Genomic DNA, 15,440 nt, shown 5'->3' with positions numbered 1-15,440 from the left:
ATCCCGATGCGCGATGGCACCCGGTTGCAGACGGTGATCCTGCGACCGGTGGGCCGGGCGGGGAATCTGCCGATGCTGCTTCGGCGCACGCCATATGGCGTTCCCGAAAAGACGGAATTGCCCGAGGGCTATGCCGAGCTTGCCAAGGACGGCTACATCCTGGTTTTTCAGAACTTGCGTGGCCGGTTCAAGTCCGAAGGGGAGTTCATCGTGTCGACCAAGGTCGATCTCGACGATCCGAAGGCGATCGACGAAGCGACCGACGCCTACGACACGATCGACTGGCTTGTGTCGCACGTTCCCGCAAACAGCGGCAAGGTCGGGATGATCGGGATCTCCTATTCCGGCCTGACCGCAGGATTGGCGCTACTGCGTCCGCACCCCGCGCTGAAGGCCGTAAGCGATCAGGCCGCGCCAACCGACCTGTTCCTGAACGACGACATCCACCGCTATGGCGCGCTCCGTCTAAGCTACGCCTTCGAATATGCGGTGCTCGAGCAATCGGAGAAGAACGCCAACGCACCCTTCGCCTTCGACAGCTACGACACCTACGAATGGTACCTGCGCCTGGGATCGGTCGCGAACGCGAAGAAGCGTCTGGGCGGGAACCTGCAGGCGTGGAACGACATCGTCGACCATCCGGATCGCGACGCTTACTGGAAGGCGCAAGCCTGGGCGGAGAAGCTGCCTGGCGCTCGCATACCGACCCTGACCGTGGCGGGCTTCTGGGATCAGGAGGACCCATGGGGTCCCTGGCAGGTCTATCGCGCCGGCGCACGACGCGATCCGGAAGGGATCAACCAGATGGTCGCAGGTCCCTGGACCCATGGCAGCTGGGCGCTGACGACGGGGGACAGGCTCGGCAACGTACCCTTGGGCCAGCAGCAGACCGGGGTGCAGTTCCGCCGCGACATCCAGGCGCCTTTCTTCCGCTTCTGGCTGTTCGGCAGAGGTGCGAAGCCGGCATGGCAGGCGAAGATCTACGAAACCGGCAGCAATGTCTGGCGTGAGTTTCCGCGCTGGCCGCCGGTCGAGGCGCAACCGACGCGGCTCTACTTCCATTCGGACGGCAGCCTTTCGTTCACGCCGCCCGGCGCGCTGGAAGGGCGCACCCCGCCGCGCTCCTTCGTGTCGGACCCGGCCAACCCCGTCCCGTATCGGCCGCGGCCGATCACACCGACGTTCAGTTCCGAAGGCTGGGCGACGTGGGAGACCTTGGACCAGCGCTTTGTGGATCACCGTCCCGACGTCCTCACCTATGTCAGCGCGCCGCTGGATCATGACGTGCGTGTCGACGGAGAGGTGAGCGCCACGCTGATCGCATCAACCAGCGGCAGCGACGGCGACCTCGTCCTCAAGCTCATCGACGTCTACCCGGAGAATGCGACACCCGAGGCGATGCGCGGCTACCAACTACCCATCGCGATGGAGGTGCGCCGGGGTCGTTACCTCACCGACTATGCGCGACCGCAACCCCTGACCCCAGATCGGCCAACGACCTGGCCGATACCGCTGCGCGATCGCGCTCACATGTTCCTGAAGGGGCATCGGATCATGGTGCAGGTCCAGGCGAGCTGGTTTCCGGTGATCGACCGCAACCCGCAGAAGTTCCTGCCGAACATCTACGCAGCCCGAGACAGCGATTTCGTGCCGGCGACCAACCGCATCTACGCCGAACCCGACAGATCATCGTTCGTGACGCTGCCGATAGTGCCGCAGCCTTAGCAACTCAGGTGACAGCCCCCAAGGAAGGTGGGTCGCGTGAAGGTGGCGTGCCCCCTTTCCGCCCCGGATCAGGACGAGCCTCACCACCTCCGGTCATGAGAAGAAGTGGCGTATCGGTCGCAGTAGCTTCTCGGGGCGAGGCATGCAGGCCCTCACCCTACTCTCCCCCGCCGACCAACTGGTTCTCATCATGCTGCGTACTCGGCAGACAGCGCACGCTCACTGACAACCTTGAAGTCCTCCCCGTCGACGAGCACCTGCGGGCTCAGCGGACGGCAGTTGTAGCTGGAGGCCATCGAGGCGCCGTAGGCACCGGTCGCATGGAAGACCGCCAGATCGCCTCGCGCAACCCGGTCGATCTCCTGGTTCAAGCCGAAGGTGTCGCCGGTCTCGCAGACCGGACCAGCCAGATTGGCGACCATCGTCTCGCCGGAGGGCTGAACGGCGGCGAAGCGGTGGTAGGCGCCGTACATCGCCGGCCGCGCCAGATCGTTCATCGCCGCATCGACGATCACGAACGGAGCCGCAGTACCCGGCTTCACCCAGATGACGCGCGTCATGAGGACGCCGGCAAGCCCGGCAATGATCCGTCCAGGCTCGAAGGTCAGTCCGACATTCCACTGCGCGGAGACGCGCGCGACCATGGCGGCATAGTCGGTCAGCGAAGGGATATGATCTTCCTCGCGGTACGGGATGCCGAGCCCTCCACCCAGATCGACGCGGGTGATGACATGCCCGCGCGCACGAAGCTCGAGGATGAGCTCGCCGACGCGGCGGTATGCCGCCTCGAGCGGAGCGAGGTCGCTGAGCTGGCTGCCGATGTGAAGCGCCAACCCCTGCAGATGCAGCCCGTCGAGCCGGCCCAGCCGGTCGTAGATGTCGGCGGCATCGGCGATGCTCACGCCGAACTTGTTCTCGCGGCGACCGGTCGAGATCTTGGCGTGGGTGCCCGCGTCGACGTCGGGGTTGACGCGCAGCACCGCCGGCGCGCGCCGACCCCGAGCGTACGCAAGACGCGAAAGCACCCGCCCCTCCTCCTCCAGCTCGAGGTTGAACTGGCCGATGTCGGCGTCGAGCGCATCGCTGAGCTCGCGGTCGGTCTTGCCGACGCCCGAGAAGACGATGCCGGCCGGCGCCATGCCTGCGTCGAGCGCACGGCGCAGCTCGCCACCCGAGACGATGTCGGCACCGAAGCCGCGCCCGGCGAGCAGGCGCAGCACCGCGCTGTTCGGATTGGCCTTCACGGCGAAGGCGAAGCGGGCCGCAGGCAGCGTCCGCAGCGCCGAGCGAAACGCGTCCGCTGCATGGCGCAGCGCTGCGGCCGAGTAGACGTGCACCGGCGTGCCGACCGCCTCCGCGATCGCTGCCAGCGTCACGTCCTCGGCGTGGAGGGTACCTTGCTTGTACGCAAAGAAGCTCATCGACGATCCGTCGCTCACAGGCCGAAGCCGTCGCTGTTCTGCCCACGCCGACGCACGCGTGCGGCATGGACCGCAGTCGCGGTATGATAGTGGCCGCGCCGCTCAGCGCGGAATACCTGCGCCACGCGCTTGCCGTGTACCATCAGCGGCAGGCCGAGCAGGGCGACGATGAAGAGCGGCACCATCAGCGGCGATCGGTCCAGCATCAGGCAGGCGGTGCAGGCGCCGGCGAACAGGGCAAAGCCGGTGGCCTTCCAGGCGAGGTCGCGATGGGTCACGCGAGCATACCTCCGATCGCCACGGCGGCCGGATCACCGATCACGCGCTCACCCGCGGCTGCGAGCAATCCGCTGAGACCCGCCCGATGATCGTCGCGCGCGGTGCCGTGCCAAAGCACGATGTCGGCCGGGAAGACCGCCTCCTGGGCAAGCGCCTGCGCCATGTCGGCCTGGTCAAAAGTGAGGCCGATCGCACCGTCACGCATCATGCCTGCAGCCGAGCGCGCGCGCGCGATCATCGCCGGCGAACCATCGATGCCGCGCGCCTCGATGGCGGTAAAGCCGAGCGCCCGTGCCTCTCGCGCCGCCTCGATCAGCAGCGCGCCGTTGCCGCAGTCGGCATCGACGATCCGGACGGAGCAGCGATGCCGCTGCCGCAGATCGGCGAGCGCCGCGACGAGCGGCAGCCAGCGCGGATCGGAGTGTACAGTGCGCGAGCCCGGCACCGCGAAGTCGCGTGCTGCGCGGGGACCGTTGGCCGTCGACAGGCCAGCCTTCTTCATTGTCGCTGTCATGATGACCTCCTTTAGGCCGCGCGCACGAGCGCGCGCTCGCCGGCAGGGACCGGACCGAACGGGATGAGGGGCTTGAGCGGCGTGACCGCCATCTTGAGGCTGGCGTGGTAGATCTCGCGCTCGGCGTGAGCGAAGCTCAGTGCGGCGCCGCGCGAAGTGAAGCGGCCCTCGAGCTTGCCCGCGCCGTCCTGGACGAGCCAGTGGCCGGCATGATCCTGACCGACGTAGATAACGGGGCCGCGTTCGTCGGGCTCCGGAAGAGGTTCAGACGACATGATCGTTGCTGATGCCTTCGATGAACGGGCATTACGTGCCCGCCCATCTCAGCTACGCGTGCGCCCATAGTCTTTCGAGATCGATTCCCTGGATCGGCATAGCGCCCGCATAATCAAGTCAACGGCTCGTCGCATTTCACAGCGTGCTCACAGCCAGCGAGCGCGACGGAACCGCCAATACAGCGCCGTGCAGATCGCAAGGATGACCACCAAAGTGGCGGGGTAGCCGTACCGGCTGTGCAGCTCGGGCATGTGCTCGAAGTTCATACCGTAGATGCCTGCGATGGCGGTCGGCACCGCCAGGATCGCGGCCCAGGCGGCGAGCTGACGCGCGATCGCGCCGGTGCGCTGCTGCTCGATGAGGTTGCTGAACTCGAACACCGAGGTGAGAAGCTCGCGCAACCCACTCGTCATCGCCTCGACACGGCGGACGTGGTCGAGCACGTCGCGAAAGTAGTGGCGCGCCTCAGCGTCGACACCCGGCAGTTCGTTCTTCGCGAGCTTGCGCGCGACTTCCTCCATCGGGACCAAGATCCGGTCGAAGCGCATGAGGTCACGGCGCAGCGCGAAGATGCGCGCGATCTCGGCCCGATCGAGGAAGGTGTCGAGCATGCGCTGCTCCATTGCCGCCACCTCCTCCTCCAGCGCAGTCACCAGCGGCAGATAGCCGTCGACGATGAAGTCGAGCACCGCATGGAGGACATAGTCTCCGCCCTTCCCGAGCAGGTCGGGCGCTGCCTCGAGATGGTCGCGCAGCGGCCGGTGGGAGCGGGTCGAGCCCTGCCGCACGGTGATGATGTGGCTGTGCCCGAGGAAGGCGGCGGTCTGGCCGTAGACGATGCGACCGTCGCACAGGTAGGCGGTGCGGCCGATAACGAACAGCTGATCGCCGTAGACGTCGACCTTAGGCAGCTGACCGTCCTTGAGCGAGTCCTCTACCGCGAGCGGATGCAGGCCGTAGAGCCGCTGCAACGTCTCGATCTCGTCGACACACGGGTCGCTGAGCCCGATCCAGACGAACTCGGAGCGGTCACTCGGGCAGCTGACCTGCTCCTCGATCGCGATCTCGCGAACACGCCGGCCATGACGGTACAGATACGCGGCGATGACCGGCACGAGCGAGAGCGCCTCAGCGGTGCCGGTGAGCGAGGCTCGCCGTCTGCCGCACCTTAACCGATCGGGCACGGGCAACCGCGATGACGTGGCGCGCCTGCATCAACGAGGCGGAGCGCCGCGTGTCGAACGCCCGACCTGCAGGTGAGATCGGGCGCATGAGTCGCTCCTGCAGCGAGGTCGCCGGCATCGGGCCCTCTCGAGGTGCGGACTCGAGCAACTTTCGTCCGTGTACAAGGAGGAGGATGCCGCACGTCGCCAGCAGGAAGCTGACCAGTCCCAGAGCGAACTCGGCAGGGTGTGCCGGTCCCCCCGCGACCGTCTCGTACACGGCCCGGTGAAGCAGAGATGTGCCAGTCGCGGCGGCGAGTAGCAGGGCGCCGAGCAGGCGAGCGGGGATCTTACGCACCTATCGCCGCCTTCGATTCGACGATCCGCAGGCTAAGCCGTCCATCAATCCTAGGCGCTGTACCCGCAGACGACGCGATCGCGACCTGAGGCTGGCCTGCCCTCTCCGCCTGCGCGAAACGCCGCGCCGCTTCGGCCGAGGCGAAGCGTCCGAGCAGCATCCCAGCGCTCTCGCGCACGGTCCAGCTGCCATCGGCATCACGTCCGACGACGAGCAGCGCAGGCTCCTTGATGTAGTCCACCGAGAGTTGCTCCATTGAAGAAGAGACGTTCACGCGCGAGCGGTGTCGCCACCGCGCGCTCACCTCCACCTCGTCGAACAGGCGCCTACCGAGCGTCAGCAGCAGGCCGCCTGCGCTCGCCGCCACGAAGCCGAGAGCGGCGAGGGCGAAGGAGGTCAGGCCTGCCTTCATCGGGGGCACATGCATGGATGCCAGACGCGCCACCGCCATGTACGCGAGCGCGCATAGAGACAGACCACCGGCGCGAAGCGCGAGGTCACCGGATCTCGATCGATGCCACCGAACCATGCCACCATCCACGTTGAGGTGGCGATCCAGCTATTCCGCACGACGTAGCAATTCGAGATCGAAAAGCGGAATCGCCGTAGCCGCGGCATAGTGATGCGACGAACCGTCGATTCCCCGCCTCGCTACGCCTCTCCCTTGAGGCGATAGCCGACGCCGAGCTCGTTCGAGATCACGCTACCCACAGGCCCCGGTGCCTCGAGCTTCTGCCGCAGATTTCGAATGACTATGCGAAGGTACTCGACCCTTGGCTCCTCCTCCGCACCCCAGCATGCCGCGAGCAGTCGCTCGTGCGTCACGACTCGACCCATGTGGCGTGCCAGCACGCCGAGGACGTCATGCTCCTTGCGGGTAAGATGGATCTCCTCGTCGCCACGCTCAACGATCCGGCGGTCGAGATCGATCGAGATCTCGCCACGCCGCACGACCTTCGGCGTCGTTTCCGATAGGTTCTGGTGCCTGAGGGCGACGCGCAGCCGAGCGAGCAGCTCGTCGGTGTCGAACGGCTTGGTCACGTAATCGTCGGCTCCGAGGTCAAGCGCCGTGACCTTCTCGTCTACCGCGTCGCGCGCCGAAATTACCAAGATCACCGCGTTTCCGGTTCCGCGCAGTAGTGGGATGATGCTGAGTCCGTCCCGGTCAGGCAAGCCAAGGTCGAGAAGAACGGCGCTCGGCTGCTCGGCCGAGGCCTGGCGAAGTGCTGCGCGTGCGTCCTCCGCTTCGACCACAGCATACCCCGCGCGCAGCAAGGTGTTCCTGAGCAGGCGCCGGATGGCGACCTCGTCATCGACGACGAGCACTTTGGCAGGCATCTAGGTCCGATCCTTGGTGGGAAGGTCCCGCACGATCAGCGCGGGTGGGACGATGAGCGCGAAAGCGGCGCCGAGGCCGTCCTCGCGGCTGGTCGCTTCGACGATCATGCCCATCGCCTCGGCGAACGCCTTCACGATCGCGAGTCCGAGGCCTGTGCCCCCGATTGCCCGGTCCGAGCCCGCGAGCCGCCGAAAGGTCTCGAACACCTCGCTCTCCCTGCCTGGCGGTAGACCGGGGCCGTGGTCGAGCACGGCGAGACGGATCTCGCCGTATCGGTTCTTACCTTCGATCACGATCTCGCTCCCAGGATCTCCGTAGCGCCCGGCGTTGTCGAGCAGGTTCAGCAGGCAATGGTGGAGGAGCTGCGGGTCGGCGCGCACCAGCGGCAGGTCGGGCGGGACGTCGAGCCGCACCGGATGACCCTCGAGCGCCCGACGGGCGTCATGCGCGGCGCTGGTGACGGCATCGCTCAGATCGACCGCTTCGACCTTCAATCGTAGAGCGCCTGCCTCCACGCGCGCCATGTCGAGCAGGTTGGCGACGAACCGGTTCAGTCGCGCCGCCTCGGCCTCGATCGTACCGATCAGCTCAGGCGTGGCGCCATGGTGAAGCTGGGCCGCCGCTGCGATGACGGCAGTCAGCGGCGTGCGCAGGTCGTGGCTCACGGAGGAGAGAAGGGCGGCGCGGAGCCGATCGCGCGTGCGGACCGCATCGACATCGCGCATCTCCACCTGGAGCCGCAGCCGCTCGAGCACGAGGGCGGATTGATCGATAAGGCTGCTGAGCAGTGGTAGCTGGTCTGCGCGGACGGGCGTGCCGGCGCGTTCACTGCTCACCCCCATCACACCCAGGATGCGGTCACCGGCACGCAGCGGCTGGAACAGCCACTCCGACGCTGCCAGCGTGCCGGATCCCTTTCCCGTCGGCGCACCGTTGTCGAACGCCCAGGTCGCGGCGGCATGGTCCATCGCCTCCAGGCTATAGCTCGCGTCGCTTGCAGCCAGCACGTCGAGGTTGCGCCCCTGCGATGACGGTGCGAGCAGGACCACCTGCACCGAGAGTAGCCGATGAACGTCGTCGCAGATCATCTGCGCGGCGAGGTCGAGGTCATTCACGCTGCTGATCTGGCGCAGGAAACCGGCGAGGGTGGCGTTCGTGCGTGCGCTGGCCGAGGCGAGGTCCGCCTGTGCGCGCACCCGAGAGGTTAGCTGGCTGGTCGCGATCGCGATCCCGAGCAGCACGAACACCGAGATGAGGTTCTCGGGGTTGTTGATGCTCAAGGTGCCGACCGGCGGCAGGAAGAAGAAGTTATAGGCAAGCGTCGATGCCACCCCGGCATAAAGGCCGGTGCGCAGCCCGAAAAGGCTGGCCGCCGCCATCACCGGCAGGAGGTACAGCAGCGCGACGTTGCCGAGGTCGAGGATGTGCTTCAGACCGCCGGCCGCTGCTGTCACTGCCGCGACCATGGCAGACGTGACGACGTACCCCGTTGGTGTGCCCCAGTTGGCCGGTCGGCGCCGGGCGCGCTCGCGCGTCCGTTCGCCCGGGGGCACGGGTAGGACGTGCACGGTAACGTCGGGGGTGTCGCGGATCAGGCGGTCGACCACCGAGCCGTGTCTTAGCTCAAACCATCTCGACCGCAGCGACTTGCCCATGACAAGCTGCGTGGCGCGCGCATCGACGAGGAAGCTCTGGATACCCTCCACGACGTTGCTCGCCGGCACTGTTGCGACAGCTCCTCCAAGCTGCGTTGCAAGCGTCATGGTGGCGGCGACACGCTGGTGCTGTTCGTCGGAGAAGTGAGCCGCCCGCGGCGTCTCGATGAACACCGCGGTCCAAGGGCCGCGAAGTCCGTCGGCGACACGCTTCGCAGCGCGCACCAGCAGGTCGGCGCCGGGCAGCTCGTTGATGGCGACCACGATGCGGTCGCTGCCGGCCCAGGTGCCGCCGAGACCGAGGGCGCGCACGTCCTCGAGCATGCGGGCATCGACCGCCTGAGCGGCGCGGCGTAGCGCGAGCTCACGCAGCGCGGAGAGATTGGACTTGGAGAAGAAGTGCCCCAGCGCCCGGGTGGCTTCCTGCGGCAGGTAGACCTTACCCGCCTTCAGCCGCTCGATCAGCTCGTCCGGCGGTATGTCGACAACCTCGATCTCGGCGATCTCGAGCACGCTGTCGGGCACCGTCTCACGCACGCGCACCCGCGTGAAGCTCGCGACCACGTCGTTGAGGCTTTCGACGTGCTGGATGTTGACGGTGGAATAGACGTCGATACCGGCGGCGAGCAGCTCCTCGACGTCCTGATAGCGTTTGGGGTGTCGACTGCCCGGAGCGTTGGTGTGCGCCAGTTCGTCGACGAGCACCAACCGCGGTGCGCGGGCGAGGATGGCGTCGAGGTCCATCTCACGAAGCATGCGCCCCTCGTACGAGATGTCACGGCGCGCCACGATCTCGTGCCCGCGGGTGAGCGCTTCAGTCTCCGCGCGACCGTGGGTTTCCACGACGCCGACGACCACGTCTACGCCATCGCGGCGCCGCGCCGCGCCTTCTGACAGCATCTCATATGTCTTGCCGACACCGGGCGCAGCACCGAGGAAGATCTTGAGGCGTCCCCTGCCCTCCTGCGCTGCCTGGCGCAGGAGGGCCTCGGGATCCGGTCGCTCGCCCGTTCCGGCTGGCATCAGCGCGTCGACGTGTCCGGCGCGGCACTCCGCGGCAGCGCGTCGAGCGCACGGTTAAGCGCGAGCACGTTCACGTGATCCTCCCCGAGGAGCGAACCTTCTGACTGTTTTGCGACGAGGTTACGCACCTGCTCGACCGCAAGGCCGCGCACCCGCGCGATGCGCGGCGCCTGTGCCAAGGCGTTGGCGGGCGAGACATCAGGGTCGAGGCCTGAGCCACTCGCTGTCACAAGGTCGGCTGGCAGCGGGCCAGACACGCCTTCCTCCCGCCGCTTCGCAACGTCAGGCTTCACCCGATCGACAAGTGCCTGGCTGGTCGGCCCAAGATTGGATCCCGACGACGAGAGCCCGTCGTAGCCCTTGCCCGCGGCCGAGGGACGGGTCTGGAAATAGCGGTCGCCCGTGAACGCCTGGCCCACGACGGTCGAGCCGACCACCTTCCCTTGCGCGTCGCGCACCAGGCTGCCGTTAGCCTGGCTCGGGAAGATCGCTTGGCCGATGCCCGTCATGGCGAGCGGGTAGACGATTCCAAGAAGGGCTGCGAACAGGACGGTCATGACGATCGCCGGACGCAGTGCGGAAGAGAAATCCTTGCCCATCTTCTATCTCCTTAGGCGAGGCCGAGGCCACCGACGACGAGGTCGATCAGCTTGATGCCGACGAACGGCGCGAGCAGGCCGCCGAGCCCGTATACCGCGAGGTTTCGCGCCAGCAGCGGCCCGGCCGCCATCGGCCGATAGGCCACGCCTTTGAGCGCCAGGGGCACCAGCAGCGGGATGATCAGGGCGTTGAAGATGATCGCGCTGAGGATCGCCGACTGCGGCGTCGCCAGCCCCATCACATTGAGCACACCCAGCCCCGGATAGAGCGCGACGAACATGGCCGGGATGATCGCGAAATATTTCGCCACGTCGTTCGCCACCGAGAAGGTGGTGAGCGCGCCGCGCGTCATCAGCAGCTGCTTGCCGAGCCCCACCACCTCGATCAGCTTGGTCGGGTCGCTGTCGAGGTCGACCATGTTGCCCGCCTCGCGCGCCGCCTGCGTGCCGGTGTTCATCGCCACCCCGACGTCGGCCTGCGCCAGCGCGGGCGCGTCGTTGGTGCCGTCACCGCACATCGCCACGAGCTTGCCGCCGGTCTGCTCCTGCCGGATCAGCGCGAGCTTGTCCTCGGGCGTCGCCTGGGCGAGGAAGTCGTCCACCCCGGCCTCGGCCGCGATCGCCGCGGCGGTGAGCGGGTTGTCGCCGGTGATCATCACGGTGCGGATGCCCATGGTACGCAGCTCGCCGAAGCGCTCGCGGATCCCGGCCTTGACCACGTCCTTGAGGAAGATCGCGCCGAGCAGGCGCCCGTTCTTGGCGACCGCGAGCGGTGTACCACCCGCGCGCGCGATCTCGTCGGTGATGCGGCGCAGCTCGGTCGCCGCGGCGGTCTCGCCTGCTCCGGCATTCGCCTTGAGGATCGAGTCGACCGCGCCCTTCTGGATCAGCGTGTCACCCGTCTTGATCCCGGATACGCGCGTCTGCGCGGTGAAGGGGATGATCTCGGCACCCTGTGGCATCGGTCGCTGCAAGTCGAACTTGTCGCGCGCGAGCACCACGATCGATCGGCCCTCCGGTGTCTCGTCGGCGAGGCTGGCGAGCAGCGCCGCCTCGGCGAGCTCGGCATCACTCACGCCGCCGACCGAGCGGAACTCGCTTGCCTGGCGGTCGCCGATCGTGATGGTGCCGGTCTTGTCGAGCAGCAGCACGTCGACGTCGCCCGCCGCCTCGACCGCGCGGCCAGACTTGGCGAGCACGTTGAAGCGCACCAGCCGGTCCATGCCCGCGATCCCGATCGCCGAGAGCAGCGCCGCGATCGTCGTCGGGATCAGCGTGATCAGCAGCGCGGCGAGGATCGCCACCGGGATGCTGCCGCCGGTGTAGGCGGCGAAGCCGGGGATCGTCGCGACCGCGATCAGGAAGATGATCGTCAGCCCGACGAGCAGCACGGTCAGCGCCACCTCGTTGGGGGTCTTCTGTCGCTCGGCCCCCTCGACCAGCGCGATCATGCGATCGAGGAAGCCCTTGCCCGGCTCCACCGTCACCTTCACGCGGATCTCGTCGGAGATGACGCGCGTACCCGCGGTCACCGCCGAGCGGTCGCCGCCTGCCTCGCGGATCACCGGCGCGCTCTCGCCCGTGATCGCGGCCTCGTTGACCGAGGCGACGCCCGCGACGACGTCGCCGTCCGAGGGGATCAGGTCGCCCGTCTCCACCAGCACGACGTCGCCGACCTTTAGCTGGCTGGCAGCGACGCTCTCATACTGGCGGCCGTCACCCTTGAGCCGCTTGGCGATGAGCTCGGCCTTGGTGGCGCGCAGGCTCGCCGCCTGCGCCTTGCCGCGCCCCTCCGCCAGCGCCTCGGCGAAGGTGCCGAACAGCACCGTCAGCCACAGCCACACGACCAGCTGCGCCTTGAACGCGAGCGTCAGGCCGTCGCCGCCCATATTGATCGTGATCGTCAGCAGCGTCGCCACGCACGCGGTCACGAACATGACCGGGTTGCGGACCAGCTCCTTGGGATTGAGTTTGAGGAAGCTTGCCTTGATCGCGGGCACGACGAGGTCGGCCGTGAACAGGCTCTTGGTCTGGGTCTTCGCCATATTGGCCCCCGTTAGAACAGCTGGCCGCGGATCATCGCGAGATGATCGGCGATCGGACCGAGCGCGAGGCTCGGCAGGAAGGTGAGGCCGCCCAGGATCAGCACGATGCCGACGAGCAGCCCGACCCACAGGCCGCCGGTGGTCGGGAACGAGCCCGCGCTCTCCGGCGTGTATTTCTTGGCGGCGAGGCTGCCCGCGATGGCGAGCATCGGCACGATGATGAAGAAGCGGCCGACCCACATCGCGACGCCGAGCAGCCCGTTGTAATAGGGCGTGTTGGCGGTCAGCCCGGCGAAGGCCGAGCCGTTGTTCCCGACCGCGCTGGTGAAGGCGTAGAGGATCTCCGAGAAGCCGTGCGGCCCCTTGTTGAGCGGCCCCGCCAGCCCCTGCTGCAGCACCGCCGACAGCGAGGAGAAGCCGAGGATCATCAGCGGCAGCACCGCGATCGCCAGCACCGCGAGCTTCACCTCACGGCTCTCGATCTTCTTGCCGACATATTCGGGCGTGCGCCCCACCATCAGCCCGGCGACGAACACCGCGAGGATGGCGAACAGCAGGAACCCGTAGATGCCAGCGCCGACGCCGCCGATCACCACCTCGCCGAGCTGGATGTTGAACAGCGGGATCATGCCGCCCAGCGCGGTGAAGCTGTCGTGCATGCTGTTTACCGCGCCGCACGACGCCGCGGTGGTGACGACCGAGAAGAGTGCCGAGGCGGCGATGCCGAAGCGTGCCTCCTTGCCCTCCATGTTGCCGCCCGCGACGCCGAGCTGGTGCAGCACCGGGTTGCCCACGGCCTCCTGCCAGTAGGTCACCGTCACGCCCGCGAGGAACAGGATCACCATCGCCGCCAGGATCGCCCAGCCCTGACGCGTGTTGCCCACTGCCTTGCCGAAGGTCCAGGTCAGCCCGAAGCCGATGAGGAAGATCGACAGCATCTCGACCAAGTTGGTCAGCGCGGTCGGGTTCTCGAACGGGTGCGCCGAGTTGGCGTTGAAGAAGCCGCCGCCATTGGTGCCGAGCATCTTGATCGCTTCCTGGCTGGCCACCGGGCCGAGCAGGATCGACTGGCGCGCGCCCTCGAGCGTCTGCACGTCGACGACGCCGGCGAGCGTCTGCGGCACGCCGCTGGCGATCAGGAAGAGGGTGTAGAGAACACAGATCGGCAGCAGCAGGTAGAGCGTGACGCGGGTCACGTCGGCCCAGAAGTTGCCGATCGCCTTCGCCTCGCGCCGCGCGAAGCCGCGGAACAGCGCGAAGGCGAGCGCGATGCCCGTCGCCGCCGACAGGAAGTTGTGGATCGTCAGCCCCAGCATCTGGCTCAAGTTCGACATCGTCGCCTCGCCGCCGTAGCTCTGCCAGTTGGTGTTGGTGGTGAAACTCACCGCGGTGTTGAAGGCGAGATCGGGCGAGAGCCCGGCGAGCCCCTGCGGGTTGCCCGGCAGCAGGCCCTGCAGCCTGAGGACGGCGTAGGTGAAGACCAGCAGCGCCACGTTGAAGAGCAGCATGTGCAGCGCGTAGCGGCGCCATCCCTGCTCGGCGCTCGGGTCGACGCCGGCAAGCCGGTAGAAGCCGCGCTCGACCGGGCCGAGCACGACGTGGAGCGGCGTGCGCCGCCCCTCGTACAGCGCGTGGAGCCACAGCCCGACGGGCTTGGTGAGCGCCAGCAGGATGCCGACAAACAGGAGGATCAGGAACCAGCCCTGGAGTGTCATGGAACCGCCTCCTTCAGAAGCGTTCGGGGCGGATCAGCACCGCCACGAGATAGACGAGAAGGCCGAGCGCGGTCAGCGCCGCCAGCCAGAGGTCGAGCGTCATCGCGTCATCCCCTCACGCATGGTCACACAGGCGGACATAGGCGAGCGTCAGCGCGAACAGGCCGACGATGATCGCGACCCAGAGCAGGTCCTGCATCACATCATCTCCGCGTCAGAAGGCAGCCGTCAGCGAGACCACGACGGTGCTGCCGGCGATGTTACCGGTGCCGTCCTGGCCCTTGCTGAAGCTCGGCCGAAGGTAGCTCGCCGCACGATCCGAGATGTCGGTATCGATGTAGCTCACGTTAAAGGTCAGGTTCTTGTACGTGGCGTCCGCGCCGAGCGACCAGTCCCAGTACGCCCCGGTCGGCGCCACCGCGGTGGCGTTGGGGCCGAGCCCGTCCTGCCCCCAGCTATGGCCGATGTGCGCCCTGGCGGTGAGCGGCGTGCCGGCGAGCGCCAGCGCGCCGTCACCCCACAGGTAGAGGTTGTCGTCCCTGGCGCCGGGGTCGGTGTAGACGCCTGCCGCGGCGTCGGCGCCGGTGCGGTACCAGCGCCCGATCGCCTGCTGCTTCGGCGCATAGGCCGCACCGGCGGTCAGCGTCGCCGCGCCGGCGGTGCCGCTCAGCTTGACATAGGGCTCGGCGAAGTCGGTCTTGTCCGCACCGCCGGGGTACATGTACCAGGTCAGCCCGACGTCGAGCGTGGCGTTGTCGGCCAGCGTCGCCTTGTAGCCGCCGATCAGGTCGAGCTCCATGTTCGCGCCGCCGAACGTTCCCCAGCCCGCCAGGTTGGAGGCCCAGGTACCGACATACAGGCCGCTCTCGTGCGAGACGGTGATGCCGCCCTGCACCGCCATCTCCTGATCGGACTGCGACACGCCGCGGAAGCGGTAGTCGGACGAGATGGCGGCAGAACCGCTGACCGTGATCGGTGACGCAGGAGCGGCAGTCTCGGTCGGCTCAGTCTTGTCCTCGGCCGTGGACTGCGCATGCGCGGCGAGCGGCATGCCGAGAACGGCAGCGAGCGAGGCCGCGAAGACGAACTTCATTCTTGTTACCCCTTGAAGGGGCACCATCACGTGACGGTGCCTTCAAGGGTCGCCGATTAGGCGCACCGATCGTAGCAATTCTATATCGATTCAGGGAAATACCGTATTGCTGGCGTATAGCTGACGTTTTTTCTTGACCGTCGCCTGTTTGTTGAAAACGTTCAAACTGAGCCATTACGGCCGACCTACACGCATCCGATTTCGTAAGGCGTCCGCCTTGCCAGATGCAGCCGCG

The 15,440-nt window shown here is 67.2% G+C and carries 14 protein-coding genes; 1 reads left to right on the top strand and 13 read right to left on the bottom strand.

Annotation, left to right across the window (positions count from 1 at the left end):
• The first annotated feature begins 6 nt into the window (after positions 1 to 6).
• Entirely contained in the window at positions 7 to 1,725 is a 1,719-nt protein-coding gene (locus tag FHY05_RS18785; RefSeq protein ID WP_260181705.1) for a CocE/NonD family hydrolase, read from the top strand.
• A 188-nt stretch (positions 1,726 to 1,913) separates the two neighbouring features.
• Here the strand turns inward: FHY05_RS18785 and lysA are convergent, their stop codons facing one another.
• The 13 genes from lysA to FHY05_RS18720 all read right to left on the bottom strand — a co-directional run bounded on the left by lysA (position 1,914) and on the right by FHY05_RS18720 (position 15,205).
• Positions 1,914 to 3,146: a diaminopimelate decarboxylase gene (gene lysA, locus FHY05_RS18780; RefSeq protein WP_183945965.1), complete on the bottom strand. Its 1,233-nt coding sequence runs from the start codon at positions 3,144 to 3,146 to the stop codon at positions 1,914 to 1,916.
• 14 nt (positions 3,147 to 3,160) lie between these two features.
• Entirely contained in the window at positions 3,161 to 3,424 is a 264-nt protein-coding gene (locus FHY05_RS18775; RefSeq protein ID WP_183945964.1) for a hypothetical protein, read from the bottom strand.
• The gene (locus FHY05_RS18770) at positions 3,421 to 3,927 is read right to left on the bottom strand and encodes a class I SAM-dependent methyltransferase (RefSeq protein ID WP_260181704.1); all 507 of its coding nucleotides are present in this window, start codon (positions 3,925 to 3,927) and stop codon (positions 3,421 to 3,423) included. Before FHY05_RS18770 ends, FHY05_RS18775 begins: the two co-directional genes overlap by 4 nt.
• Before the next feature lie 23 nt (positions 3,928 to 3,950).
• Positions 3,951 to 4,214, bottom strand: coding sequence for a hypothetical protein (locus FHY05_RS18765; protein ID WP_183945962.1), 264 nt, complete (start codon positions 4,212 to 4,214; stop codon positions 3,951 to 3,953).
• 147 nt (positions 4,215 to 4,361) lie between these two features.
• On the bottom strand, positions 4,362 to 5,330 hold the full coding sequence (locus FHY05_RS18760; protein WP_183945961.1) for a magnesium and cobalt transport protein CorA: 969 nt from the start codon (positions 5,328 to 5,330) through the stop codon (positions 4,362 to 4,364).
• A 398-nt stretch (positions 5,331 to 5,728) separates the two neighbouring features.
• Positions 5,729 to 6,148, bottom strand: a complete 420-nt coding sequence (locus tag FHY05_RS18755; RefSeq protein WP_183945960.1) for a hypothetical protein — start codon at positions 6,146 to 6,148, stop codon at positions 5,729 to 5,731.
• A gap of 239 nt (positions 6,149 to 6,387) precedes the next feature.
• Positions 6,388 to 7,074 carry a response regulator transcription factor gene (locus FHY05_RS18750; protein WP_183945959.1) on the bottom strand — a complete coding sequence of 229 codons (687 nt, stop codon included), beginning with the start codon at positions 7,072 to 7,074 and terminating at the stop codon, positions 6,388 to 6,390.
• Positions 7,075 to 9,753 carry a sensor histidine kinase KdpD gene (locus tag FHY05_RS18745; RefSeq protein ID WP_183945958.1) on the bottom strand — a complete coding sequence of 893 codons (2,679 nt, stop codon included), beginning with the start codon at positions 9,751 to 9,753 and terminating at the stop codon, positions 7,075 to 7,077.
• Positions 9,753 to 10,352 carry a potassium-transporting ATPase subunit KdpC gene (gene kdpC, locus FHY05_RS18740; protein ID WP_183945957.1) on the bottom strand — a complete coding sequence of 200 codons (600 nt, stop codon included), beginning with the start codon at positions 10,350 to 10,352 and terminating at the stop codon, positions 9,753 to 9,755. Before kdpC ends, FHY05_RS18745 begins: the two co-directional genes overlap by 1 nt.
• Before the next feature lie 11 nt (positions 10,353 to 10,363).
• Complete coding sequence (kdpB, locus tag FHY05_RS18735) at positions 10,364 to 12,397, bottom strand: potassium-transporting ATPase subunit KdpB (protein WP_183945956.1); 2,034 nt, start codon at positions 12,395 to 12,397, stop codon at positions 10,364 to 10,366.
• Between the two features lie 11 nt (positions 12,398 to 12,408).
• A complete protein-coding gene (gene kdpA, locus FHY05_RS18730) occupies positions 12,409 to 14,112 on the bottom strand; it encodes a potassium-transporting ATPase subunit KdpA (protein WP_183945955.1) in 1,704 nt (567 codons plus the stop codon).
• Between the two features lie 13 nt (positions 14,113 to 14,125).
• A complete protein-coding gene (gene kdpF / locus FHY05_RS18725; RefSeq protein ID WP_037531783.1) occupies positions 14,126 to 14,215 on the bottom strand; it encodes a K(+)-transporting ATPase subunit F in 90 nt (29 codons plus the stop codon).
• 111 nt (positions 14,216 to 14,326) lie between these two features.
• Positions 14,327 to 15,205 carry a TorF family putative porin gene (locus FHY05_RS18720; RefSeq protein WP_183945954.1) on the bottom strand — a complete coding sequence of 293 codons (879 nt, stop codon included), beginning with the start codon at positions 15,203 to 15,205 and terminating at the stop codon, positions 14,327 to 14,329.
• Positions 15,206 to 15,440: the final 235 nt, after the last annotated feature.

The organism is Sphingomonas sp. BK580, assembly GCF_014194975.1.
In the GTDB taxonomy this organism is placed as follows: Bacteria; Pseudomonadota; Alphaproteobacteria; order Sphingomonadales; family Sphingomonadaceae; genus Sphingomonas.
The sequence above is the reverse complement of the archived record's forward strand: the minus strand, read 5'-3'. Positions and strand labels throughout refer to the sequence as shown.